Origin of the sequence: Limnobacter sp. CACIAM 66H1 (assembly GCF_001601825.1) — a bacterium.
Lineage (GTDB): Bacteria > Pseudomonadota > Gammaproteobacteria > Burkholderiales > Burkholderiaceae_B > Limnobacter.
The window spans coordinates 29,282-53,650 of the sequence record NZ_LUJK01000018.1 but is presented as its reverse complement, the minus strand read 5'-3'; the positions used below and the strand labels follow the sequence as shown (position 1 = coordinate 53,650).

The following is a 24,369-nucleotide window of genomic DNA, read 5'->3' as shown; positions in this document are numbered from 1 at the left end:
TTCAACAACACCGGAATCGAGGTTTCCTCAAACTGCTTGGGCAAATACATGGGCTTACTTCACGATTTGAATTTGGGCTGGGTCGACGACAAGGATTCGGGTTTGATCGCCAAATTGCTCAACCACACCCGACACCACAATATTTTTACCAAAAAAGAATTTTGGCAAGTCGTGAATACCTTGATACGAATACCAAGCCGCCACGCGACCATCAATGACCACGGAGAGATTCGCTGGATCCCGAAAACTGGTGTGTGAATTCAAGTCGACTTCATCGCGTTCGGTGCGCAATTTGCTGGAACGGACTTTCATTTGAACCTGCACTTCCTGATTCAAACGAGCCAGTGCTTTCTCGACCGTGATAGGTGCGGCATGAAGTTGACCGGCGTTGAGCAAACCAGCTGCGCCCGCCATGATGCACACTGCTACCCACATGCGACGCATGCTTTTCTCCCTGGGTGTTCGAGTTCTCAGTGTATATCAGCCTACAGCCAAAGCACACGGGCAATCATGTAGCTGCCCAATAGCAGCAAGCCAAGGAAAAACACGGTTTTGAAAGTCTCTGCGCTCAACAGGGCTCGGCATTTTTGCCCCGCCAGCACCCCGGCCATGGTGGGTATCAGGCACAAAGTGGATTCCCAGGCCGCAGCCAATTCAAACCGCCCCTTGAGGTACAGGCCCACTGCCAGAGCAAAAGTGCCCACGGTGAATACCAAACCCAAAGCCTGCAACAACTCGTCTTTGTCCATACCCAAGGAATTCATGTACGGTGCGGAAGGCACCGATGAAACGCCGGTTGCACCCGCCAGAAACCCGGTAAGCCCACCCACCAGGGGCGAAGCCCAGCGTTCCTGACTGGCGTTCACATGCATGTTGAACTTGAACAGACCCAACACGGCGTACACAAACAGGACAAGACCTAAAACCAGGGTGGCATACGCAGGCGTGCTACCGGTCAAAACGCCCACACCGAAGGCAGCGCCGATACACACCATGACGAGTAAACCGGCAAAGCGGCGCAAGGCAATCCAAAATCCCGGGCCTATCAGCATTTGCCAGACATTGCTGACCATGGAGGGCACAACAATCAGCGCGGCTGCTTGCACGGGCGCAACCACCACCGCCATCAAACCAATTGCGATTGGGGGCAAACCCATGCCGGTGACGCCTTTGACGAAACCTGCCACCAAAAATGCCAGGCCAACGATCAGGGTGTAGTCGTTAATGTCCAGAGCCATGTCCTTAAAGAGGAACGGGTGAAGAATTATCACCCTCTCCCAAAGCACGTTGCATGATGAGCGTGCCCACCCAACGATTGAATTTGTAGCCTACGTTGGGCATGCGCCCAACTTCCAGAAAGCCCAGTTTTCGGTGTAATTCCGCGGAACCTGCGATGCCTCCCTGCGTAATTACTGCCACCATTTGCCGCCAGGGGCCCTGCTCGCACCTGCGAATGACCTCTCCAAGCAAAGCCGCACCCAAGCCCATGCCTTTGTGGTTTGGTGACAAATACACTGAATCTTCAACGGTGTAGCGGTAAGCGGGCCTGGGCCTGTAACTGGCTGCATAGGCGTAACCAACAATCTCCTGATCGATTTGTGCAACCAGATAAGGCAGACCGGACTCGAGTATGGCTTGCCGTCGGGCACACATTTCTTCCACTGTCGGCGGAACCAGCTCAAATGTGGCCAGCTCATGAAGTACATAATGCGCATACAAAGCCTGCACAGCAGGCATGTCGGCCAGGCAGGCATCCCGGATTTGAAAAGCTGATCTTGTAGCGTGTTGCATGGCCGCTTAAACCCACTTTACGACCGCGGGCGCGCTGTACGTTTTGAAAGCTTCGAGCAGCGAGAATGCACAGGTATTGGCCATCAACATATTGCGGTGCTGGGGCCGAATGAATGCCTCCTGATGAGCATGATCCAGAAAGGCGAGCAAACCGTCGTAATAGCCACTCACATTCAACACACCCACTGGCTTGTGATGAAAACTGAGTTGCGCCCAGGTCAGGATTTCAAAGAGTTCTTCGAAAGTTCCCAAACCACCGGGCAAAGCAACAAAGCCATCAGAACGCTCGGCCATCAGGGCTTTGCGCTCGTGCATGTTGCGAGTTACGATCAACTCAGTCAAGGCAGGGTGGGCCAGTTCCTTGGTCACCAGCGATTCGGGAATAATGCCAGTGACATTGCCGCCCAAAGCCAATACCTCTTCCGCCACCACACCCATCAAGCCCAAATTAGACCCGCCGTACACCAGGCCGAAACTATTGTCGACCAATGCACGGGCCAAGGCTTTCGCACCCTCGGTGTATTCAACCCGGTTGCCCGCACTGGAGCCGCAGTACACACAAATATTTTTCATGACAGCTTCAAGCCCAATACACCCAACACAATCAGCACGACGCTGCCGATGCGCAGTGCATTGACAGGCTCGTTGAACAAGACAATACCCATGAGCACTGTACCAGCCGCGCCAATACCGACCCAGACACTGTACGCGGTGCCAACAGGCAGGGTTTTCATGGCCAGGCCCAACAGCCCGAAGCTGATTGCGGCGGCAATCAAGGTGATGGCAGAGGGAACTAGGCGGGTGAAACCATCGGTGTATTTCAGGCCAATGGCCCAAACGATTTCAAAGAGACCCGCTACAAACAGAATTAACCAGGACATGACAACTCCCATCAAGCAAATGGGGCCGTCCCCGATCGAAGGTTGAGCGGTGAGGTCGTCCTCACTTCAAGAATCAAAAGTATCTGGAATGTAATTCACTGACCCAAGCCTGTCGCGCTTCCGAGGCCACTTGGGCCACCTGTTCACTTGGCAGGACATCGGCGATTTTATCACCAACAAAAGTTTTGTAATGCCCTTGTTCCAATTCCGCGACAGCCTTCTCGACAAATTCGTGTACTGGCCCTGTACCACTTAGCTGGGCCACAAGCTGGTTAATCTGCCGCAAACGGGCTGGCTTTCTGTAAAGATCGACCTGATTGAAAAACCTGCCAAAACTGTTGGAATCGGTCGTACACTGCGCCAGAAAATCAAGGCACTGACGCGTGACGATCGACAAATCTTCGGTGTTGCGCGGTAAACGCCATGCCTTGGCCAAAGCCCGGATCTGTGCAACATCCAGGAAAAACCCAAGACAATAAACCCAGCGCGCTTCAGCGGCGGAAAGACCATTCAAACGATCGTATTCTGGCTTGTCGAAACCAGAAAACGGCACAGGGCAGCTCGGTGCCAACTCACCCCAGGCATTGAGCTTGCTGATCAATTTGATCATGCGGGAAGGCTTCACCTCGCCCATGCCTTTGTTCAACTCGGCGTATATACGCTCGGCCACAAGGTGTTTTAACTCGCCGCTTGCCCGCAATTCCCGGCACAAGTCCATGGTTTCCTCGGCCACTGAAAAATCGAGAAAACGGGCCAGAAAGCGCGCCAGGCGAAGCACTCGCAGCGGATCTTCAGAAAAAGCAGGGCTAACATGGCGCATGCATTTGTTTTGAAGGTCGACAAACCCATGAAATGGGTCGATTAAATCACCTTTCGCATTCATGGCCATGGCATTCACGGTGAAATCACGGCGAGCCAAGTCTTCTTCGAGGGTAACCGAGGGGTCTGCGTGAAAAGTAAAGCCTTTGTAGCCGTGTCCGCTTTTGCGCTCGGTGCGGGCCAGGGCGTATTCTTCGTGGGTACGCGGGTGCAAAAATACGGGGAAGTCTGAACCCACCGGAGTAAAACCAGCAGCCAGCATATTGTCCACGGTCGCACCGACTACCACCCAGTCCCTATCGCTGCTGGTGCGACCCATCAGCGCATCGCGAACTGCACCGCCCACCACATACACTTTGGCACGGGCGGGCAATCGTTCAATGGCGGAATCGACTTGAAAACCTTGCAGTTCAGGGTGGCGGGCCATGGGCAACACGAGAATGAATGTTGCCCAAGATTACCACCGAATTATGCGGCGTGGCTTGCAGGCAAACGCGTGCGGTTGTGCTCACGGGTGAAGTCGATGGCTGGGCCAGCGGGCACAACCCGTGTGGGGTTGATCATGTCATGGCTGTAGTAGTAATGGCGTTTGATGTGATAAAAATCGACGGTTTCTGCCACGCTAGGCCACTGATACAACTCGCGCACATAGTTGGAAATGTTTGGAAAGTCTTCAAGCCTTTGGCGATTGCACTTGAAATGGCCGTGGTACACCGCATCAAACCTGATCAAGGTGGTGAACAAGCGCCAATCCGCTTCTGTCATTCTTGGCCCCACCAAATAGCGGTTGTTCTCCAGGATTTTTTCGACAGAATCTAGCGCCATGAACACGGCGTTGTAGGCTTCTTCGTAAGCGCCCTGCTCAGTGGCAAAGCCAGCCCGGTATACACCGTTGTTGATGTTGTCATACACCAGTCCGTTGACCCGATCGATCATGGCACGCAGGTTTTCAGGGTAGTAATCATCGTGATTGCCAGTGATTTCATTGAACGCTGAATTGAACATGCGAATAATTTCAGACGATTCATTGCTGACAATCTGATTGGTTTTTTTACACCACAACACGGGCACTGTGACCCGCCCGGAGTAGTCGCTTTTGTTACGCGTGTAAATTTGGTGCATGAATTCGCTGTTGAAAAGCATGTCGCCAGTGCTGCCCGCATCTGTGTTGAATGTCCAGCCATGGCTGAGCATGTCCGGGCTAACAACCGAAACGTCAATGTGATTTTCAAGATTTTTCAGCTTGCGGAAAATCAGGGTGCGATGCGCCCATGGGCAAGCAAGGGACACATACAAATGGTAGCGGCCACTTTCAGCCTTGAATCCACCTATACCGCTTGGCCCAGCACTGCCGTCTGCGGTCACCCAGTTGCGCAACTTGGCGCTTTCTCGCTGAAATTTGCCACCGCTTGAACTGGTGTCATACCACTTGTCTTGCCACTGACCATCGACCAACAGACCCATGCTTCCACTCCTTGAACTGCAACAACAAGGCCTCACCTTAACAAAACGGAGGCTTACAGTTGTTCAATATTCTTGAAGGTATCGGCTACTTTTTGCCGAAGAGCACGGCGCTGGGCCTCATCCAGTCGCGCAATGTTTTTGGCCATCAGGCCGGTTCGCGGGTTGGCGGACAGCATTTTTTCATGCTGGTCAAGAAACCCCCAGTACAGCGTCGTGAATGGGCAGGCCTTGTCACCAGTTTTCTCAGCTGGGTCGTATTTGCAACCGCCGCAATAGTTGCTCATGCGTTTGATGTAAGCACCCGAGGCAATGTAGGGCTTGCTGGTGAAACGCCCGCCATTGGCAAATAGAGCCATGCCGGCCACATTGGGCAGCTCAACCCACTCAACGGCGTCTACGTACACCGCCAAGAACCATTCTTCCACCTGCTGTGGCACTAGCCCGGCCAACAAGGCAAAATTGCCAATCACCATCAAACGTTGAATATGATGTGCATAGCCGTAATCGAGCGTTTGGCCGATGGAGTCTTTCAGGCAGTTCATCTGGGTATTGCCAGTCCAAAACCATTTGGGCAAATCAAGTTCGGCTTGCAAATGGTTGTCGTCACGCATTTTCGGCATATCGAGCCAATACACCCCGCGCATGAATTCACGCCAGCCCAGAATTTGCCGAACAAACCCTTCTGCACTGGCGACATCCACCTTGCCCGCGCGGTAAGCCGCCTCTGCTTTTTGAATGACTTCTAGAGGATGTAGCAAGTGCAAGTTGATTGAACTGGACACCAGTGAGTGCCAACCGAACGGCGTGTCAGTCCACATCGCATCCTGATAGGTGCCGAAGTTGACAAAACGGTTCTCAATGAAGGCATCGAGCGCCTGCAGAGCCTGTTCACGTGTCACTGGCCACGCAAAATTTTTCAATGTGCCTGGGTGATCAGGAAAACTCGCTTCAACCTCTGCAAATACTGCCTGAGTGATTTCATCGGGTTCGAAAAATGCAGGGGGCGTAATGTCGCCTGGACCTGCCTTGGGAAAGGCACTGCGATTGTCCGCGTCAAAATTCCATTTGCCACCCGCCGGTTCAGCACCCTCCATCAATACGCCCGTGCGCTTGCGCATTTCGCGATAAAAATACTCCATGCGCATCTGTTTGTAGCCACTGGCCCACTTTGCGAATTCAGCGCGGCTGCACAAATAATGCGAGTCTTCGAGAAGACGCAACTTGAGATTGTCTGATTTGGCAAGCGTCAGGAAGTCTTGCTCCAAGCGCCGATTCTCCGGGCTTCGGCCATGTCGATGCTGGTATATCCGTGTTGCTTGCACAGTGCAGCGACTTCCTGCACAAGACTGCGTCGACCCGTGTCTGCCAAAGTGCGGTAGTGCACCGTGTAACCTGCATGGCGCAACTCATCGGCGAAATGGCGCATGGCGCTTAGAAACAAAGCAATGCGAACCTTATGAACCCAAACCACAGTGGATTCGGTGGCGGACTCCACCATGATGATGTGTGTGTTTTCCGGGGGATTGAGTCGCAGCGCGGGGTTGTTCATATCGAGTTGGTCGCCCAACACCACCACTGCTTTTGTGTCACTGCCCATGTTGTTTGCTGCCAGTTTATTTGCCGCTCGTTCGTGGCGCTGCCTTGCGGCATGCGTCGGAGCAGTACTTCACATCATCCCAGTTCCTGGCCCAGCTTTTGCGCCAGGTCATGTCTTTGCCGCAAACAGTACACGGCTTGCTGGGCAAATACGACTTGTTGCCTTTGAAAGTTTGCTGCTTGCCCGACACTGGAGTTACTGCTGATTGAATTTGTTGCGCAGTCGCCAGTCTGCAATCGACTCGCTGATCGACTCAAGGCTGGAGAGCAGCACGAAGTCTTCTGAAGGCTTTTTGCGCAGGGCCGTGGAGGAACCGCCACACCAGATTTCAACCATGGGAGGCAACTTCTCGCGCAACTCGGCAACCGCTTCAAGCACTGCGGGCGAACTTTGTATCACCGAGAATGACAAGGCCACAATATTGATGTTCTGCGCGCGGGCAGCCAATACAATGTCGTAGATGGGCGTTTGGGTACCCAGTGATACGCACTGAGCACCTTCCATTGAAAAAATGCATTCGGCCATCAGCAAACCCAAACCATGCAACTCGTTGGGAAGTGTGGTGAGCAGTACGCGTGGACCCTTTCGGGTGGAGGGAATGGTGTTCAATGCATTGCGAAGCACCACCTGAATGGTCTCGGTGTAAATGTGTTCTTCAAAAATTTCAAAGTACCCACGAGCCCAGGCATCTCCCACCATTGCATTCATGGGCGCCACGATTTCAACCACAAAACGGCGCAGACCCATAGTCAAGGCCAGGCGAGACATCGCCTGGCGGAATTCTTCTGCATCATGTCGCTTGATGAGCTCCATGTAGCCATTCAATTCGTCCAGGCTGTCTGGCGCCACGTTCATTCTCGAACCCGCGCTACTGACCTCTGCCAACTTGACGAGTTCGTCGATACTCAAACCAATGATTTTTCCGGGGCGGTGACCGCCGTCGAGAAGCCTTTTGATGACTCGCAATTTCTCGACTTGATCGATGGAGTAAATACGCTCACCGAAGGAATCCCGGCCAGGTTGTGGAAAGTTGTAGCGCTTTTCCCAGACGCGCAAGGTGTCTTTGGGCAAGCCGGTGTCCCGCTCGACTGCTGCGATTGAAAATGAGGGTTGGCTTAAATCTGCACGCTCATTCATACCTGAACCTGACCACGGTGAAACTTCAACATCTTTGTTTTGTCCTAGACAAATTGACTTGCCACACTGAACGAATAATAATGGAACTCAAAGCCTGATTGCCAATCAAATTAGCACATTGGCTGAGATTTAACCACACATATAGAGACATTCAAGTGGATAATGCGCATTGTAAAGACAAGCATCTGTCTAGTCCAGTCCGGGTAAACCTTGGGCAGCGGGTTATGGCTGGCATGATTGCGGTGTTTGGCTTGTTGCTGTGGAACTCTGCACAGGCCAAGCCAGGCCAGCAATGCCCCGCTTTGCTGAACCACGAGTTTCCCAGACTTCAGGACGAGAAGGCGATTTCACTTTGCAACTTCAAGGGACAAGTCTTGTTGGTGGTCAATACGGCTAGCTTCTGCGGTTTTACCAGCCAGTATGAAGAACTCGAAAAAGTGCACAGCCAATACAAATCGAAAGGTTTTAGTGTCGTGGGCTTTCCATCAAGCGACTTCGGTAATCAAGAATACAAATCGAACAAGGAAATTGCGGCTTTTTGCAACAACACATTCGGAGTGAAGTTTCCGATGTTTGCAAAAACCGTGGTGAAAGGGGATGGGGCCAACCCTTTGTACAAGCAATTGGCCAACGCCAGCGGAGAACAACCCGGCTGGAATTTCCATAAATACCTGATCAATCGCAAGGGCGAAGTGGTCGGCACCTTCAAAAGCGGTGTCTCACCCACAAGCCCCCAGATTACCCAGGCAATTCGCCGTGCACTCGATGCACATCCAATCACAGAGCAGTAATTATTATTGGAGCGCTTCGTCATGAATGCACCGGACGGACTATTTTTACCTGACGAACAATCACGTGCAGACAAACGCAACATCGCCATTCAACGAGTGGGGGTGCGATCAATCAAGCACCCGATCATTGTGGAAACACTGGAAGGTCCACAGCCTTCGGTGGCCACGATTGATATGTCGGTGTTTTTGCCCAGCGATGTAAAGGGCACACACATGTCGCGCTTTCTCGAAATCCTGCAAACCCAGGAGAGTGCACTGACCCCCGTTGGCATGAAACAGATGATGAGGGACATGCTTCAACGTCTGGATTCAAACGCCGGCACCATCACGATGAAATTTCCTTACTTCGTGCGCAAGGTTGCGCCCGTGTCGGGTGTGGCTAGCCTGCTGGACTACGAGGTCACGTTGGAAGCTGACAACAATGGCTCGAATACAGACGTATTCATGACAGTGGTGGTACCCGTGACCAGCCTGTGCCCTTGCTCCAAGAAGATTTCCGAGTATGGTGCACATAACCAGCGCAGCCACATTACGATCCGCGCATTGGTGGCCGACGGCATCGCTGTTGAGGAACTGATTCGAATGGCTGAGGAATCAGCGTCTTGCGAACTGTGGGGCTTGTTGAAGCGTCCAGACGAAAAATATGTGACCGAGCGCGCCTACGACAACCCCAAGTTTGTTGAAGACCTGGTTCGTGATGTCGCGATTCGCCTGCGGGCCAACAAAAAGGTTTTGGCCTATCGAATTGAGAGTGAAAACTTCGAATCGATTCACAACCATTCAGCAGTGGCCTGGATCGAAGAAGACAAACGCAAACAAAATTAATCATTAACGCGGTTCTGGCTGGAAAAGCCAGAACCAGTTTCACTTACTGCAGTAATAAAAGGTTAGGATGTTAGTGAATACCCTTGCTTCTCTTAAACCCTGAGTACACATGACCAAGAATTCAAAAGATTTATTGCCCAGAGTCGCAATCGTGGGCGGAGGAATCTCTGGCCTCACGGCGGCTTACGCACTGCGAGACCATGCACACACCACCTTGTTTGAGGCCAACGATTACATTGGCGGCCATACGAATACGGTGGACATCGAGGTTGAAGGAACACAAGTCGCAGTGGACACGGGATTTCTGGTCTACAACGAAAGAACATATCCCAATCTGATTCGTTTGTTCGATGAGCTCGCTGTGGAGACCGTGGAATCGGACATGTCTTTTTCAGTGTGTTTGCCAGAGTTGAACATTGAATGGGCTGGCACAAACCTGAATACAGTGTTCGCGCAGCGCCGCAATTTGTTGCGCCCCCGTTTTATCCGCATGCTGCTGGATATTTTACGGTTCAACAAAGAGGCCACCGCCATGGTTGCTGATGCCGGGCGAGCCGCGCTATTCCAGAGCAAGGCAAAAATGCATTTGGGCGACTATCTGGTCGAGGAAAAGTACAGTGCAGAATTCCGCGACTGGTATCTGATTCCGATGGCTGCCGCCATTTGGTCTTGCCCCAGTGAACAAATGCTGGCCTTCCCATTGGCTACATTCATTCAGTTCTGTCACAACCACGGGTTGTTGCAAGTCAATGACAGACCCAAATGGTTCACCGTGAAAAATGGTGCCCGCAATTATGTACAAAAAATATTGCCTTTCGTGGATGAGGTTCACAAGAACACACCAGTGCTTGAGGTAACCACTACGGGCGTGAAACCGATTGTAAAAACGCACCTGGGCGAGCGGGAATTTGACCAGGTAATTTTGGCCTGCCACAGCGATGAAGCGCTGGGAATGCTCAAAGGCAACGAGGCCCAGAAAGATCAGTTACAACACATCAAGTACCAAGCCAACGTGGCATACCTGCATACCGACGTGAAACTGATGCCCAAAACCCGAAGCACCTGGTCATCCTGGAATTATTTGAGTGATGTATTGAATCCCCAGCCCAGTGTTTCTGTGACTTATTGGAGCAACTGCCTCCAACCACTGCCGGTAAAAAAACCGATCTTCGTCACGCTGAATCCGATTGTCCAGCCAGACGCAAATCAGGTGTTCAGGGAAATTCATTACTCACACCCTGTGTTTGACGTGCCTGCTGTTCAAGCCCAACAGGCTCTGGTCGAACTTCAGGGTCTGAACAATGTCTACCTGGCAGGGGCGTGGATGAAATATGGTTTTCACGAAGATGGCCATACGTCTGGCTTGAATGCGGCACGCACATTGATCGACAAGTTGACGAAAAGCAGACAAAAGGCGGCTTGATGGCGCAAAAGCGTTTTCAACTCAGCGAAGTAAAACTGGCCTGGGGCTTGGTGAAACATCATCGGGCACTTCCCAAAGCCAACGGCTTTTCCACGGGCGCCTGCTTTGTACGTCTTGTTTTTTCGACACAATCGGATTCAACTCCCAAGCACACTTACCCAGTAATTGACGGCAAAGGTTTGGTGTCCGTGTCAGCCCACAATTATGGCTTCGAAGCACACACACTCAAGTTTCCGGAGTTTGTCAGTCAGTTGGTGAGCAAGGTGGAATCGGAAACCGGCATGGCGCTGCAAGGTGATGTGCATTTGCACACTTTTCCCAAGGTATTGGGCTATGTGTTCAATCCAGTCAGCTTTTGGTATTTTCACGATGAAGCCCAGCACTGCCGTGTGGTGCTGTGCGAGGTGAACAACACCTTTGGTGAAAGGCATTTTTATTTGCTAAACGCCCCGGACAGTCAAGCACCCATAAACAAAGGCATGTTACTGCACGCCAAAAAAGAGTTTCATGTCTCACCTTTTTTCCCGGTCTCGGGGCGTTATGAGTTCCGGTTTGTCAGCAGCGCGGAGCGTACCTTGGCGCGAATCAACTACTTTGAAGGTTCAATTCAGCAGCTCAGTACCAGCGTGAGCGGAGAACTGATGCATCCAGACACCCTGCTTTGGTGTAAAACCTTATTGAAATACGGTTGGTTTACATTGGCCGTAATTGCAAAAATTCATTGGCAAGCAGTGAAACTTCTGTTCAAAGGCGCGAAGTTTCACAGCAAGCCTGCCCCACCCCATCAAACAATTACGCAGACTGAACTCGAAGCATGACTCAAGCCATTACTTTTTCCCAGTTTCAACTGCCAAGCCACGCCCCCTCGTCGGCCCAGTGGACCCTGAAATTACTCACCAAACTCAAGAAAGGCCGCCTCGAGATTGTGACCCCCGAAGGTGTTCACCTGCTTTTTGGTGGAGAAGGAGACCAGCCAAGCGCGAAAATCAAATTGAATTCGTGGGCAGTTTGTCAACGAGCCTTGAAAGCAGGCGACATTGGTTTTGCCGAGGCCTATATCGCTGGCGAGTGGGAAACACAGGACATCGCTTCCGTTCTGGGCGTGTTTCTGGAAAACCGCAAAGCAGTTGAAACAGTCATCTATGGCAGCTTTCTGGGCAGCATCGCCTACAAAATCAAACACCTGCTGAACCGCAACACCAAGGCTCAGGCCAAGAAAAACATTCATGCCCATTACGACTTGGGTAATCCGTTTTATCAGCTCTGGCTAGACCCCACGATGACCTACTCCAGCGCGCTGTTCGATGGGGACACCAGCTTGAGCCTCGAGCAGGCCCAGCACGCCAAATACCAAGCCATGCTGAACTACCTTGCCCCCAAGGCGGGCGAGCAAGTCCTCGAAATTGGATGTGGATGGGGTGGTTTTGCAGAGAAGGCATGCGCAGCCGGCGCGAGTCTGGTGGGCCTGACATTGTCAACCGAACAACTGGCTTACGCCAAAGCACGCTTGGCAAAACAGGGCTTTGCTGAACAAGCCGACTTCCGCCTGCAGGATTATCGCGATTGTCGCGGTCAGTTCGACCACATTGCCTCGATTGAAATGTTTGAAGCGGTCGGTGAAGAATACTGGCCTGCTTACTTTCAGTCAGTGAATCGACTGCTGAAAAAAGGTGGCAAGGCTGCCATTCAAACCATTGTGATTCAGGACGAGTTGTTTGACCGCTACCGCAAAGGCACCGATTTCATTCAACAGTATATTTTCCCTGGTGGCATGTTGCCTTCACCTGCGAAGTTCAGAACCATGGCTGAAAAGCATGGTTTGCGTGTGGTGTCGGAAAAAGCGTTTGGAAAAGACTATGCTGAAACCTTGCGCCGCTGGCGAGTGCAATTCATGAAAACACTGGAACAGGTTAAAAACCAGGGCTTTGACGATCCATTTATTCGCACCTGGGAGTTTTATCTGGCCTACTGCGAAGCAGGGTTTGAATATGAAAGTACCGATGTGATCCAGTTTTACCTCGAGAAGGTGGAAAACCAATGAAGCTGTTTCAGGTTCAGTTTATTCAACATGCTTTGTTGTGTCTGGCTCTGCTGGGCACTACACCCCTGGCCGTGGCCAACAGCAATTTGAACGCGCCGCCCAAACAGGTTACGCAAACAATTGAAAATGCAAAACTCATGGGGTACGGCACCCTGCGTTGGTTCGGTCTGCGAGTGTATGACGGGCAGCTGTGGTCCAATGCTGATCCCGAGGGCTTCAATTACAAACGTGATCCGTCTTGGCTCGAACTGAAATATGCCCGCGACTTTGATGGAAGTGACATCGCGGAACGCAGCATCGATGAAATGGAAGAAATTGGTGCGGGCACTGAGGTGCAACGCCAGGGTTGGCTGGTAAAGCTCAACGAAATTTTTCCAGATGTAAAGAAAGGCCACACATTAAGCGCCTTGTTTGTTCCCGGCAAAAGTATTCAGTTTTTCCGCAACGGCCTGCCTTTGGCCAAAGTGGACGACCCTGAACTGGCCGAGGCATTCATGGGTATTTGGCTCGATCCAAAAACTTCTGCGCCTGAAATGCGCCGTGAATTGATTGGTTTGAAGCGCTGATCAGCGGCCACGCCGACATGACACAACAGCCCCGAACCAGCGCCAGGAATTTGCTGAACTATGGCCTTCTGGGCTGGGCCTTGGGCGCGGTGGCCGTGCCCATCTATATCCAAGTTCCCTACCTGTACTCCCGCATCTACGAAGTGCCATCAGCGTGGGTGGGGCTCATCTTGCTGTTGTCGCGCCTACTCGATGCAGTGCTGGACCCAGCCATTGGTCTGTGGGTTGATCGGCGAAGCTCGCAAGGAAATTCAGCCAACCCAGGCAATCGTTATGCCCTGCCCCTGCTTCTGGCAGTGCCCTTGTTGTTATTGGGCATGGCGGGTGTATTTTTCCCGGTGGGCGACACACCCACCGAGTACGCCGCCAGCCTGATGGTGAGCTTAATCGTGGTACACCTTGGCTACAGCTTCGCCAGCATCGCCTACCAGGCTTGGGGGGCTGAACTTGGGCACACCGACAAGGAACGCTCAACCTATGTGGCAGTGCGTGAAGGTGTAGGTATTCTCGGTGTGGTGTTCGCCGTGTCACTGGCACTGGAAACCAATGCAGGACTGATATTCACCGTATTCGCAGTGATGTTGGTGTTGGGCATGTTTTTGCTGTTGAAGTTTTCCCCCAAACCCGACCGAACGGCGCAGCAAGCTGCAAGCCCGTTTGGCGAAACATTCAACAAGGTACAAGCTGGTGCGGCCAGCGTGATCCGCAGAGGATTTGCTGACATTGTTCAACCCTTGCGTCGACGAAATTTTCGAAAATTGATGGGTGTCTTTTTGTGCAACGGCCTGGCCGCGGCACTGCCAGCCACTCTGGTGCCTTTTTATATGCGCGACCGCCTGGGGCTGGGCGATTCTGATCAATGGGTGCTTGCCGTGTACTTTTTGGTAGGCGCAGCTTCCACAGTATTCTGGGTGTGGTTGGCCAGCAAAATTGGTTTGGCGCGTTCATGGCTGTGGGGCATGGTGTTATCCATACCTGCCTTCATCATTGTGATTGTGCTGGGTGAAGGCGATCTGGCTGGCTATCTGTTTGTCTGTATTGTGACTGGTTTCGCGCTGGGCGCTGATTTGTCGCTGCCGGCGGCTCTGGTGGCCCGGCTGATTGAGGAAAACGGCGAACGAGGCAAAACAGAAGGCACTTACTTTGGGCTTTGGAATTGGGTGAATAAATTCAACCTGGCACTGGCACCCAGCTTTGCGCTGGGTACATTGCAGTGGTTCAGCTATTCAGCAGACATGGCAAAGACCGAGTCTTACCAAAGCATGGGTTTGCTGCAACAACTGGCCAACGACCCGCTGCTGTGGGTTTACGCCTTGGTGCCCTGCGGCCTGAAACTGCTGGCCATCGTATTGCTGGGCCGCAGCGGCCTGGCCAGCCTGAACCGAAACACAAGTAACACCGCGATTGGGAGTACAGCATGATTGAAACAAAACACTGGGCACGCAAACTGCAAATGGGATTCCTCGCACTGGCAGGTGCGCTGGTTTTAACTGCCTGCGCGAGCCCGCAACCAGCCGACTACGCACAGGAAAAACCGGTGCTGGATTTGAAAGAGTATTTCAATGGCACCATCGATGCCTGGGGAGTGTTTCAAGACCGATCGGGCAAAGTGGTCAAGCGCTTCACTGTGGTCATGAAGTGCACATGGGATGGCAACACTGGTGTACTGGACGAGGACTTTACTTATTCCGATGGCACCACTCAAAAGCGTGTCTGGACCCTGAAAAAGGATGGCAACAAATACACGGGGACCGCAGGTGATGTGCTTGGCCAAGCCTATGGCGAAACCTCTGGCAATGCATTTCAATGGAAGTACACCATGCTGCTGCCAGTGGATGGTACGACCTACGAAGTGCAATTTGACGACTGGATGTACCAGATGGATGACAAGGTGATGCTCAACCGTGCCACCATGAGTAAATTCGGGATTGAATTGGGCGAAGTTCTGTTGAGCTTTCGCAAACGAGATTAGGAAGGAACCCGCATGAGCTTTAACCCGAAACTGACTCAGTGGCAAAACAAACGGGTGTGGCTGGTGGGCGCATCCACCGGCATTGGTGAAGCCTTGGCACGCCAGTTGGACCAACTGGGCTGCAGGCAAATGTTGTCGGCTCGCAGTGCAGACAAACTGACCACCCTGGCTGGCGAGTTACAACATGCCACAGCGCTGCCCTTGGACATTACCCAACAAGCGGCGGTGAAAACCGCCTTCGACAATGTAATCGCCGCATGGGGTGGCGTGGATTTGATTGTGTTGATGGCGGGCACCTACTCGGAAATGTCAGTTGCTGAATTTGACATTGACAAGGTCAAACAACAAATTGATGTCAACCTGAACGGCACCATGTATGTACTGGCCAATACACTGCCCAAGCTGCTCGAACAAAAGTCAGGCCACCTGGCGATTGTGTCAAGCGTGGCAGGGTATCGAGGTTTACCAAATTCACTGGCCTATGGCCCTACCAAAGCAGCATTGATCAACCTGGCCGAGGCCTTGCATGTGGAGTTACAGCCTCACCATGTGGGCGTCAGTGTCGTCAACCCAGGCTTTGTGGACACTCCGCTGACCCGCAAAAACACTTTTCCAATGCCGTTTTTAATCACCGCAGAAAAAGCGGCGCAGGAAATTATTACAGGCCTTGAGAAGGGAGAGTTTGAAATCCATTTCCCCAAGGCATTCACGCGCACCCTGCGCACCCTGCGCATACTGCCTTATTCACTGTACTTTGCTGCAGTGCGAAAACTGACCGCCAACAAAAACAAAGCGGAACTGGGCCATGAACAAAGCAAGTAACAGCACCGGGAAAACAGGCGGCCTTGCACCGCTGGATCGTCAACAATTGTCTGAACCTTTGCGCAGACTAATCGATTTTTTTGAGCACCTGACCGAGCACACCGTAGCCGACATGCCCAGGTTTTATGCAGACAACGCTTACTTTAAAGACCCGTTCAATGAAGTAAACCGGGTGGAGGACATCGCGCGAATCTTTGGCGAGATGTTCCATCAGGTCAACAACCCTCGCTTTGTGGTGCACACCGCATTTCAATCGGGTCAACAGGTATTCATGGCTTGGGACTTTCTGTTCGAGATGAAACGTTTCAAAGTGGGGCAAGTGCAGTGCATCAAAGGCTCATCTCACCTGCAATTGAACCAAAACGGGCTTGTTCAGTCACATAGGGACTATTGGGACACGGCTGAAGAGCTGTATGAAAAGATCCCGGTGCTGGGAGGACTGATGCGCTGGTTGAAAAAGCAGGCCGGCTAAAAGAGCCTGAATCAGGAAGGATTCGGCGTACACATGTGCACATAAATGCCTTGTGTCACCAAATCTTCATGCGCTTCATGACATGTCTTGTTAAAATCACAAAGTTCAATCTATTCAGTGAAGGTGGAGCAACATGTTGTATCCAGAGTTATTCAGGTCATTGGAATCCGTTCGTTGGAACATGGAAAAAGACATCAACTGGGACCAGTTTGACGCCTCCAAGTTGTCTGAAGAACAGGCCCAAACCATCAAAATGAACGCCATTACCGAGTGGTCTGCCTTGCCTGCCACGGAAATGTTCTTGCGTGACAACAAACACGACAGTGACTTCTCGGCCTTCATGTCCATCTGGTTTTTTTGAAGAGCAAAAGCACTCACTGGTGTTGATGGAGTATCTGCGCCGTTTCCGCCCCGACTTGCTGCCCACCGAAGAAGAATTGCATGCCGTTCGCTTTGAATTCGATCCGGCACCCCCCCTGGAAACACTGATGCTGCATTTTTGCGGTGAAATTCGCCTGAACCACTGGTACCGTTGCGCCTCCGATTGGCACACTGAGCCTGTCATCAAACAAATTTACAAAATCATTTCGCATGATGAAGCACGCCACGGTGGTGCTTACCTGCGTTACATGAAAAAAGCATTGGTTGAAGTGGGTGATGGTGCACGTGCTGCTTTCAGCAAAATTGGCGTGCTCATGGCGTCAGCCCGCCGCACCCAAAAGCCCCTGCATCCCACCAATTTGCACGTGAACAAAGACCTGTTTCCAAACGACACCGTGCAAAGTCGACTGCCCGATCCAGATTGGCTTGAAAACTGGCTGGATGGCCAGATTCGCTTCGATGCCGATTGGGAAAAGAAGGTGGTTGACCGCATTTTGCACAACATGAGCCTGCTGTTTGAACGCACATTTGAATCGGTACAAGACTTGAACCGCTACCGAAAGGAAGTGATGGCGCGCCTGGGTACCAACGACACCCCGGTGGGCAATGCAGCCTGATTGATTGGTTAAACATGACAACAACTGGAAAACCGGCCCGCTTTGAGAAAAAAGTGTGCCATCCCGCCGAGCTTGCCGAGCGCGCAAAACAACTTAAAGGCCCCGTGGTGTTTACCAACGGGGTTTTTGATTTGTTGCACCGTGGACATGTGACTTACCTTGACCAGGCAGCACAAGAGGGCCAAAGCCTGATCGTGGCAGTCAATTCCGACGAATCGGTCAAACGTCTTGGCAAAGGCCCAGACCGCCCCATCAACTCCCAAATTGACCGCATGCATGTGCTGGCTGCACTGGAGTGTGTGACCTTGGTCACTTACTTTGAAGAGGACACACCTTTGAACGCCATTCTTGCAGCACGCCCGGATGTGCTGGTGAAAGGTGGCGATTGGCCGGTGGAAAAAATGGTTGGGGCCAAAGAGGTTCAAGGCTGGGGAGGCACTGCGCTGTCAATCGCGTTTGAACATGAGCGCAGCACCACCGCCACGCTCGAGAAAATCCGCAAACTTTAATGCTGGTTGACGGGGGTCACACTTGCCTGTGCAAATTGCTCCGGCAGGCTGGCCACGTGCAACCTGGTAGTGGGTAAAGCAATTTCAGCGCCGTGCTGCTGAATAATTTCGGCGATTTTCAGTAATACATCCTGCTTCACCTCATGGTATTTCACCCAAACTGTGGTTTTCGTAAAGGTATACACCATGAGGTTCACGCTTGAGTCTGCAAACTGGTTCAGATTCACAATCAGGGTTTGATTGTCGTCAATTTCGGGATGCTCAATCAACATCCGCTTGACCGCGTCTGCAATGCTGCGCACCTGTCGCAAGTCTTCATGACGTACGCCGATTGTTTCCTGAATTCGACGGTGTGTCATCCGCGATGGATTCTCCAGTGAAATGGTGCTGAAAGTGGCATTGGGCACGTACAGTGGGCGCTTGTCAAAGGTACGTATGCGCGTGAGTCGCCAGCCAATGTGTTCGACGGTGCCCTCGATGTTCTTGTCAGGTGACCGCACCCAGTCGCCCACGACAAAGGGGCGATCCATGTACACGGTGAGGCCACCGAAAAAATTCGCCAGCAAATCTTTCGCAGCAAAACCCACTGCAATGCCACCCACACCACCAAACGCCAGCACACCAGAAATACTGAACCCGAGGTTTTGAAGAATCACCAAAGCAGCAGTGATCACAATAGAGGCGCGAAGCAACTTGCCAATCGCACTGGCCGTGGTGGCATCAAGCGGCTCTTTCACTCTATCCGGGCTTTGAAGTGCAAGTTCGAATCGTTTGGCCAAGCCAAACAAGAACCAGGTAATCAGCACAATCACACCCACCCTGCGAACAGGGTCGATCAACTCAAAAACTTCGGCGTTGCTTGCAGTGTGTGTAATTTTGGCGGCCCAGGAAATACCCAACAACCAGATCAGAATTTTCAACGGTTCGCGGGCACTTTCCAGGAACAGGTCATCCCAGGGATTGTTTGATCTTTCTGCGAATCGACCCAAGCGATTGAAAACCAATCCCACGGTGTAGCTGACCAGCAGAGTGAGAAACACCACCATGAAAACCTGATAAACCCAGGTGTTGTAGGCAAAAACATGGCTGGGCAGACCCAAGTCGATAAGCCATTCTCGCAGGCTGGAAAAATTCATGACTACTTTTTGTTGATATCTGAAAGGGACAGTGTAGAGAACCTGAACAACAAAAATGCCCCGACAGGGGCATTTTTGAATACAACGTTTCAGGAAGCTGAATTGGGAGCCGAATTACTTCTTGTCAGCTTTCAGCTTGCCGCCAGCCTTCACATCGGCTTTCACATCTGCTTTGGCTTTCACATCCGCAGCGGATTCAATTTGACCCGTACGCTTGCCTACTTCGCCTTTGGCTTCAGAATGCAAGGCACCTGCTTCGCTGCGCATTTCATCGCCTTGAGACTTGGCGCCTTTCACGGCTGCACTGGACTTGCCTTTCAAATCAGCATCGGCGTTTGCATTGGCATCGGCCTTGGCTTTGGCGTCTGCATTCAAGGAAACACCGGGCACTTCAGCTTTCACGCCGACGCCGGTGTTCACACCAAGGCCTACCGCCATGGCGGAGGCAGAGAACATCAGGGCACTGCTGAGCACGGCAAGTTTCAATGTATTTTTATTCATGATAAAAGTCCCCTTTCGAATGTTATTTGGGAACCCAGATAACGGTCATGTGGCCTGGCCGGTTGACGGCTTTTTCCAGAACTCGCTTTTGGCCACAACCGGGTCGGGCTCGGGCCAAGCCAGGCCCATGCGCTCGAGCGTACCGACCAAAATTTCAGCCACCAACATGTTCCGGAATCCTTTGTGATCAGCGGGAATGATCCACCAAGGCGCCTGCTTGGTGCAGGTTTTCTCCAGCACTTGTTCATAGGCATTGGCATACATGCTGTAGTTTTCACCACAGTGAAGGTCTTTTTCAGTCAACTTCCAGCGTTTGTCAGGAGTTTCCCAACGTTCGATCATGCGCTGGTGCTGTTCTTCACGGGAAATATTCAAGAATATCTTCAAGACCGTGGTGCCGGTCTCGACCAATAAGCGCTCAAAGTCATTGGCCTGACGAATGCGCTCCTCAATCCAGTTGCTCGACACATTGTCCTGAATAATCGGCATGATGATGCCGTCGTAATGAGAGCGGTTAAAAATCACGGATTGGCCCGCGCCAGGCACGTGCGGATGAACCCGCCACAAAAAATCATGGGCTGCTTCTTGCTCAGAGGGTTCTTTGAAAGACACCATGCGCAAAGCCATGGGGTGCACTGAACGCATGATGGCTCGGGCTGCGCCGTCCTTGCCGGCGGTGTCCATGCCTTGCAAAATCACCAGCAGCTTGTGCTCACCCTGAGCATACAGGCAGGTCAGCAAGTGATTGAGTCGTTCTGACAATTGATCAACCCGCTCGTGCATGTCTTCCTTGGAAGGCATGTCACCATATCGCGTAGGCCATTGTCGCAAACGAACTGCCTTGCCGTTGACCATGCAGGCCTGGCCTAAAATTTCCCACTGGCTCTCGGGCACCAAAGCATCCGGTAACACTTTTTCAGAGCGCTTGGTTTCCTTGCGTTTGGTGACTTTGGTGTCAGGTTTGTTGTCTGCTTTGGTCATGCTGATCCAGGTTGTGCTTGTTTTCCACGGACTTTTGAATCTCGAACCGCACTTGTTCAAATGATTGGGCACGAACCTGACCGAATCCTTTCACCTGATTGAACAGGTCAAGAAGATGATCGATCTGTTTGCTGTGCTGCAACATTGAAGGATTATTGTGCATCAGTTCCAACCATGTTTCAAACCAACTCACCAGTAAAGTCTGGTTTTTACGCTCTAAACTTCCTCTAAATGGATCGAATATCGTGTTTCGCAAGTGGCGCAAAGCCGCCAAGGCCTTGAGCACCGGGTAAATCCAGGGACCCAGCCTGATTTTCCGTGGTCGGCTGCCGTGCCCCGCCAGCCAAGTGGGGGCAAAGTGAAAATACAACTTCGCACCCGGTTCAAATTGCGACATGGTCTGCTGTTTCCACTCGGGGTTGGTGTGCAGGCGGGCCACCTCAAACTCGTCTTTGAAAGCCAGTAATTTGAAGTAGGTGCTGCAAAGGCGCATCCACTGGTGCTTCAAACCAAGCGCCTCAAACCCGGTACGCAAGGGCAACACCCTGGCATTGAAGCGCTCGGCCAGTTGACTGTTTTGATAGTGCGTCAATTCATTTTGATAACGCCCCAATTTCTCGTCATCGCTTTCGAGCGGACCAGCGGGTGTCAGGTTCTTCTCCAGCATCTGCTCAAGCAAACCGGGATTTGACACCACCACCCGGCCAGCATCGAAGGCCTGCAGGTTTTCATTCACCTTCACACCATTGAGTTCGATGGCTTTGCGCAAAGCGGCGAGATGCAAGGGCAAACAACCGCGTTGCCAGGCGGCGCCCAGCAGCAGTGCATTGGCATACACGGTATCGCCAAACAGCCTCTGGGCCAACCACTGGGCCCGAATCGGCGTGTAACGCTGCCCGGGATCATTCAGGGCCCGTGCAATATCCGAATGCATTTGTTCAACCGGCGCGCACCAATCGCGTTGGGCAATGAAATCGGCAGTAGGAGGCGTGTCCGTGTTCACCACTGCAAATGCTGCGCCATTGAGTAGTTCCAATGTTTTCTCATGGGCAGACACCACCAGGTCGCCGCCAATCATCAGGTCAGCCTCGCCCACCGGAATTTTGGAAGATGCCAAAGCGTAGCCCGCCGGTGCAAACTGCACATGTGAAAACACGGCACCACCCTTTTGCGCCAACCCGGCCATGTCCAGTGCCAAGGCCTCCATACCCTGCAAATGCGCGGCCATGCCCAGCCATGCACCGATCGTGACTACGCCAGTGCCGCCGACACCGTTGATCAAGACTGCGAAGCGTTGTTCCAGTTCATCGGGATGAACCTTAAATTCAGGCTCAAGCAGGCTGGCGCAGGCTTTGGCCAGTGCGCTGTGGTGCATTGAAGTCTCGGGCTTTCGCAACTCCCCACCCTCCACCGTCACCAGGCTCGGGCAAAGCCCTTCAAGGCAGCTGTAGTCTTTGTTACAGGTGGATTGGTTAATTGTGCGCTTGACCCCCCAGGGCGTTGATATGGGTTCAATCGACAAACAATTGGAATGTTTGGAGCAGTCACCGCAGCCCTCACATACCCGGGGGTTAATCAACACGCGCTTGGCCGGGTTTGGAAACTGCAATTGGCCTGTGACCGGGTCGGTGCGCTTGCGCCTACGTCGCTTTTCCGAGGCACAGGTTTGCTCGTACACCAGTACTGTGGTGCCCTTGATATCCCGCAGCAGTCTTTGCACGGTGTCCATATCGCGGCGGTGGAACACTTCAATTCCCTCGGCTTTGGGATCATCTGGCAAGTCGCGCAAATGCAAGGCGGGGTTGTCGCTGACAATGACGATTTTGGCCACACCCTCAGCGGCCAACTGACGTGTCAATTGCGGTACCGTAAGCGTGCCGTCAAGGTGTTGTCCGCCCGTCATGGCCACGGCGTCGTTGTACAGCAACTTGTAGGTGATATTCACGCCTGCGGAAACGCTGGCCCGAATAGCCAGAATACCCGAGTGGAAATAAGTGCCATCGCCCAGGTTGGCAAACACATGCTGGGTCTGTGTAAAAGGCGCCTGCCCTATCCAGGGTACGCCCTCACCGCCCATCTGTGTATAGGTTTGGGTATTGCGGTCCATCCAGACAGCCATGTAATGGCATCCAATGCCGGCCATGGCCCGGCTGCCCTCAGGTACTTTTGTCGAAGTGTTGTGCGGGCACCCCGAGCAAAAGTACGGTTTGCGCTCGACAGGCGGGTGTGCTGAATGCCCCACCTCATGACTGCGCGCGATGGTGGCAATCCGTTGATCAATCAAGGTTTTGATATCGGCAGGCAACTGCATGTGTCGCAGGCGCTTGGCAATGGCCTGGGCAATCAAAGCCGGGTCCAGCTCGTAGTGGCTGGGCAGCAGCCAGTTGCCTTGAGGCAATGACCATTCCCCGCCTTCGCGACCGTCCTCCGACAGCCTTTCGTCAAACTTGCCATACACCTTGGGGCGTACATCCTCGCGCCATGCGTAGAGTTCCTCTTTAATCTGGTACTCCACCCACTGGCGTTTCTCTTCAATCACGAGAATTTCCTGCAGTCCCTCGGCGAACTCCCGGATGCCCACCGCATCCAGCGGCCACACCATGCCCACCTTGTAAACCCGTAAACCCATTTCGGCACAGCGCTGAGGGTTTAATCCCAGATCATTCAAGGCCTGCAAAGTATCCTGAAATGCTTTGCCGGTGGCCACGATGCCAAAACGTGCCTTGGGCGAATCAATCACTGTTTTATTAATGCCATTGGCCCTGCAAAAAGCCAGCGCCGCATACAACTTGTGATCCAGCAATCGGGCTTCCTGCGCCAATGCAGTGTCTGGCCATCGAATGTTCAAACCACCTTCGGGCATGTCGAAATCAGTGGGCAATACAAACTGGTGTCGGTCGGGGTCAATATCCACAGTGGCAGAGCACTCCACCACATCGGCCACCGCCTTCATGCCAACCCATACACCGGCATAGCGACTCATCGCGTATCCGAGCACACCGAAGTCGAGAATTTCCTGCACATTGCTTGGAAACAGCACCGGAATCATGGCCGCTTTCAGCACATGGTCAGACTGGTGCGGCAAGGTGGAGCTTTTCGCGGCGTGGTCATCACCAGCCACCAGCAATACACCGCCGTGTTTGGATGTGCCTGCTGCATTGGCATGCTTGAATACGTCAAGGCTTCGATCAACGCCCGGCCCTTTGCCATACCAAAGGCCAAACACACCGTCGACCGTAGCGCCCTGAAAGAGGTTGAGTTGCTGGCTACCCCACACCGCAGTCGCGGCAAGATCTTCATTCACGCCAGCTTGAAAGTGAACATTCGCAGGTTTCAGAAACTGTTTTGCTGCCCAAAAGGCCTGGTCCACGCCACCCAGCGGCGAACCGCGATAACCCGACGCAAATCCACCTGTGTTCAAACCATTCATGCGGTCCAGTTGGGACTGAAGCAGCATCAGGCGCACCAGCGCTTGCGTGCCTGTGAGGAAAATTTTTCCGTGAGAGAGTGTGTACTTGTCACTGAGCGTGACTGCGCGGTGTAAGGGATGTTGCGGGTGCTGAGGGGCATTCATGACCACTTTCCTCCACGAAACGGATGAGTTTGCGCGAGTGCGAGGTGCCTTGTAACTGCCTTGTGAGCA

At 52.6% G+C, this 24,369-nt stretch carries 26 protein-coding genes and 1 pseudogene; 12 read left to right on the top strand and 15 right to left on the bottom strand.

The features are described from left to right. Positions 1-54: 54 nt before the first annotated feature. From A0129_RS07300 to A0129_RS07250, 11 genes are all read right to left on the bottom strand, one after another. Positions 55-444, bottom strand: coding sequence for a hypothetical protein (locus tag A0129_RS07300; protein WP_291713751.1), 390 nt, complete (start codon positions 442-444; stop codon positions 55-57). A 41-nt stretch (positions 445-485) separates the two neighbouring features. Continuing rightward, the gene (locus A0129_RS07295; RefSeq protein ID WP_275270016.1) at positions 486-1,238 is read right to left on the bottom strand and encodes a sulfite exporter TauE/SafE family protein; all 753 of its coding nucleotides are present in this window, start codon (positions 1,236-1,238) and stop codon (positions 486-488) included. Between the two features lie 4 nt (positions 1,239-1,242). Beyond that, positions 1,243-1,791, bottom strand: coding sequence for a GNAT family N-acetyltransferase (locus tag A0129_RS07290; RefSeq protein WP_291713750.1), 549 nt, complete (start codon positions 1,789-1,791; stop codon positions 1,243-1,245). A 6-nt stretch (positions 1,792-1,797) separates the two neighbouring features. Continuing rightward, complete coding sequence (locus A0129_RS07285; RefSeq protein ID WP_275270018.1) at positions 1,798-2,364, bottom strand: TIGR00730 family Rossman fold protein; 567 nt, start codon at positions 2,362-2,364, stop codon at positions 1,798-1,800. Next, the gene (gene sugE / locus A0129_RS07280; protein ID WP_275270019.1) at positions 2,361-2,672 is read right to left on the bottom strand and encodes a quaternary ammonium compound efflux SMR transporter SugE; all 312 of its coding nucleotides are present in this window, start codon (positions 2,670-2,672) and stop codon (positions 2,361-2,363) included. Before sugE ends, A0129_RS07285 begins: the two co-directional genes overlap by 4 nt. A 73-nt stretch (positions 2,673-2,745) precedes the next feature. Continuing rightward, positions 2,746-3,918, bottom strand: coding sequence for a hypothetical protein (locus tag A0129_RS07275; protein ID WP_291713748.1), 1,173 nt, complete (start codon positions 3,916-3,918; stop codon positions 2,746-2,748). A 41-nt stretch (positions 3,919-3,959) separates the two neighbouring features. Beyond that, the gene (locus A0129_RS07270) at positions 3,960-4,955 is read right to left on the bottom strand and encodes a glutathione S-transferase family protein (RefSeq protein WP_291713747.1); all 996 of its coding nucleotides are present in this window, start codon (positions 4,953-4,955) and stop codon (positions 3,960-3,962) included. 53 nt (positions 4,956-5,008) lie between these two features. Beyond that, positions 5,009-6,220: a cryptochrome/photolyase family protein gene (locus tag A0129_RS07265; RefSeq protein ID WP_291713744.1), complete on the bottom strand. Its 1,212-nt coding sequence runs from the start codon at positions 6,218-6,220 to the stop codon at positions 5,009-5,011. Beyond that, positions 6,202-6,552: a cryptochrome/photolyase family protein gene (locus A0129_RS07260; RefSeq protein WP_291713742.1), complete on the bottom strand. Its 351-nt coding sequence runs from the start codon at positions 6,550-6,552 to the stop codon at positions 6,202-6,204. The genes A0129_RS07265 and A0129_RS07260 overlap by 19 nt, the downstream gene beginning before the upstream one ends. A 16-nt stretch (positions 6,553-6,568) precedes the next feature. Then, positions 6,569-6,742, bottom strand: coding sequence for a DUF2256 domain-containing protein (locus tag A0129_RS07255; protein ID WP_105028344.1), 174 nt, complete (start codon positions 6,740-6,742; stop codon positions 6,569-6,571). A 5-nt stretch (positions 6,743-6,747) separates the two neighbouring features. Next, positions 6,748-7,689 carry a MerR family transcriptional regulator gene (locus A0129_RS07250; RefSeq protein ID WP_105028343.1) on the bottom strand — a complete coding sequence of 314 codons (942 nt, stop codon included), beginning with the start codon at positions 7,687-7,689 and terminating at the stop codon, positions 6,748-6,750. Between the two features lie 233 nt (positions 7,690-7,922). Between A0129_RS07250 and A0129_RS07245 the strand changes: the two genes are divergently transcribed. The 12 genes and pseudogenes from A0129_RS07245 to rfaE2 all read left to right on the top strand — a co-directional run bounded on the left by A0129_RS07245 (position 7,923) and on the right by rfaE2 (position 18,108). Continuing rightward, the gene (locus A0129_RS07245; RefSeq protein ID WP_291713755.1) at positions 7,923-8,480 is read left to right on the top strand and encodes a glutathione peroxidase; all 558 of its coding nucleotides are present in this window, start codon (positions 7,923-7,925) and stop codon (positions 8,478-8,480) included. Positions 8,481-8,501: 21 nt separating this feature from the next. After that, on the top strand, positions 8,502-9,305 hold the full coding sequence (gene folE2 / locus A0129_RS07240) for a GTP cyclohydrolase FolE2 (RefSeq protein ID WP_291713741.1): 804 nt from the start codon (positions 8,502-8,504) through the stop codon (positions 9,303-9,305). Positions 9,306-9,414: 109 nt separating this feature from the next. Continuing rightward, positions 9,415-10,728 carry an NAD(P)/FAD-dependent oxidoreductase gene (locus A0129_RS07235; RefSeq protein ID WP_291713738.1) on the top strand — a complete coding sequence of 438 codons (1,314 nt, stop codon included), beginning with the start codon at positions 9,415-9,417 and terminating at the stop codon, positions 10,726-10,728. Next, on the top strand, positions 10,728-11,546 hold the full coding sequence (locus A0129_RS07230) for a DUF1365 domain-containing protein (protein ID WP_291713736.1): 819 nt from the start codon (positions 10,728-10,730) through the stop codon (positions 11,544-11,546). The genes A0129_RS07235 and A0129_RS07230 overlap by 1 nt, the downstream gene beginning before the upstream one ends. Continuing rightward, the gene (locus A0129_RS07225; RefSeq protein ID WP_291713734.1) at positions 11,543-12,769 is read left to right on the top strand and encodes a cyclopropane-fatty-acyl-phospholipid synthase family protein; all 1,227 of its coding nucleotides are present in this window, start codon (positions 11,543-11,545) and stop codon (positions 12,767-12,769) included. Before A0129_RS07230 ends, A0129_RS07225 begins: the two co-directional genes overlap by 4 nt. After that, positions 12,766-13,335: a chalcone isomerase family protein gene (locus A0129_RS07220; RefSeq protein WP_291713732.1), complete on the top strand. Its 570-nt coding sequence runs from the start codon at positions 12,766-12,768 to the stop codon at positions 13,333-13,335. Before A0129_RS07225 ends, A0129_RS07220 begins: the two co-directional genes overlap by 4 nt. A 17-nt stretch (positions 13,336-13,352) precedes the next feature. Then, positions 13,353-14,756 (top strand): MFS transporter, encoded by a 1,404-nt coding sequence (locus A0129_RS07215; protein WP_291713730.1) that lies wholly within the window; start codon positions 13,353-13,355, stop codon positions 14,754-14,756. After that, complete coding sequence (locus A0129_RS07210) at positions 14,753-15,307, top strand: DUF3833 domain-containing protein (protein WP_291713728.1); 555 nt, start codon at positions 14,753-14,755, stop codon at positions 15,305-15,307. Before A0129_RS07215 ends, A0129_RS07210 begins: the two co-directional genes overlap by 4 nt. Positions 15,308-15,319: 12 nt before the next feature. Next, positions 15,320-16,129 carry an SDR family oxidoreductase gene (locus A0129_RS07205; protein ID WP_291713726.1) on the top strand — a complete coding sequence of 270 codons (810 nt, stop codon included), beginning with the start codon at positions 15,320-15,322 and terminating at the stop codon, positions 16,127-16,129. Next, the gene (locus A0129_RS07200; RefSeq protein WP_291713724.1) at positions 16,113-16,601 is read left to right on the top strand and encodes a nuclear transport factor 2 family protein; all 489 of its coding nucleotides are present in this window, start codon (positions 16,113-16,115) and stop codon (positions 16,599-16,601) included. The genes A0129_RS07205 and A0129_RS07200 overlap by 17 nt, the downstream gene beginning before the upstream one ends. 133 nt (positions 16,602-16,734) lie before the next feature. Next, a pseudogene (locus A0129_RS07195) lies at positions 16,735-17,599 on the top strand (ferritin-like domain-containing protein). 14 nt (positions 17,600-17,613) lie between these two features. Next, positions 17,614-18,108, top strand: coding sequence for a D-glycero-beta-D-manno-heptose 1-phosphate adenylyltransferase (gene rfaE2, locus A0129_RS07190; protein ID WP_291713722.1), 495 nt, complete (start codon positions 17,614-17,616; stop codon positions 18,106-18,108). On the opposite strand, the gene A0129_RS07185 is transcribed toward rfaE2, so the two are convergent. The 4 genes from A0129_RS07185 to A0129_RS07170 form a co-directional block, all read right to left on the bottom strand. Further along, positions 18,105-19,244 carry a mechanosensitive ion channel family protein gene (locus tag A0129_RS07185; protein ID WP_291713721.1) on the bottom strand — a complete coding sequence of 380 codons (1,140 nt, stop codon included), beginning with the start codon at positions 19,242-19,244 and terminating at the stop codon, positions 18,105-18,107. The genes rfaE2 and A0129_RS07185 overlap by 4 nt on opposite strands. A gap of 114 nt (positions 19,245-19,358) precedes the next feature. After that, on the bottom strand, positions 19,359-19,745 hold the full coding sequence (locus A0129_RS07180) for a hypothetical protein (protein WP_291713719.1): 387 nt from the start codon (positions 19,743-19,745) through the stop codon (positions 19,359-19,361). 45 nt (positions 19,746-19,790) lie between these two features. Beyond that, a complete protein-coding gene (locus A0129_RS07175; RefSeq protein WP_291713717.1) occupies positions 19,791-20,726 on the bottom strand; it encodes a PPK2 family polyphosphate kinase in 936 nt (311 codons plus the stop codon). Further along, positions 20,701-24,300: an indolepyruvate ferredoxin oxidoreductase family protein gene (locus tag A0129_RS07170; protein ID WP_291713715.1), complete on the bottom strand. Its 3,600-nt coding sequence runs from the start codon at positions 24,298-24,300 to the stop codon at positions 20,701-20,703. Before A0129_RS07170 ends, A0129_RS07175 begins: the two co-directional genes overlap by 26 nt. Between the last annotated feature and the right edge of the window lie 69 nt (positions 24,301-24,369).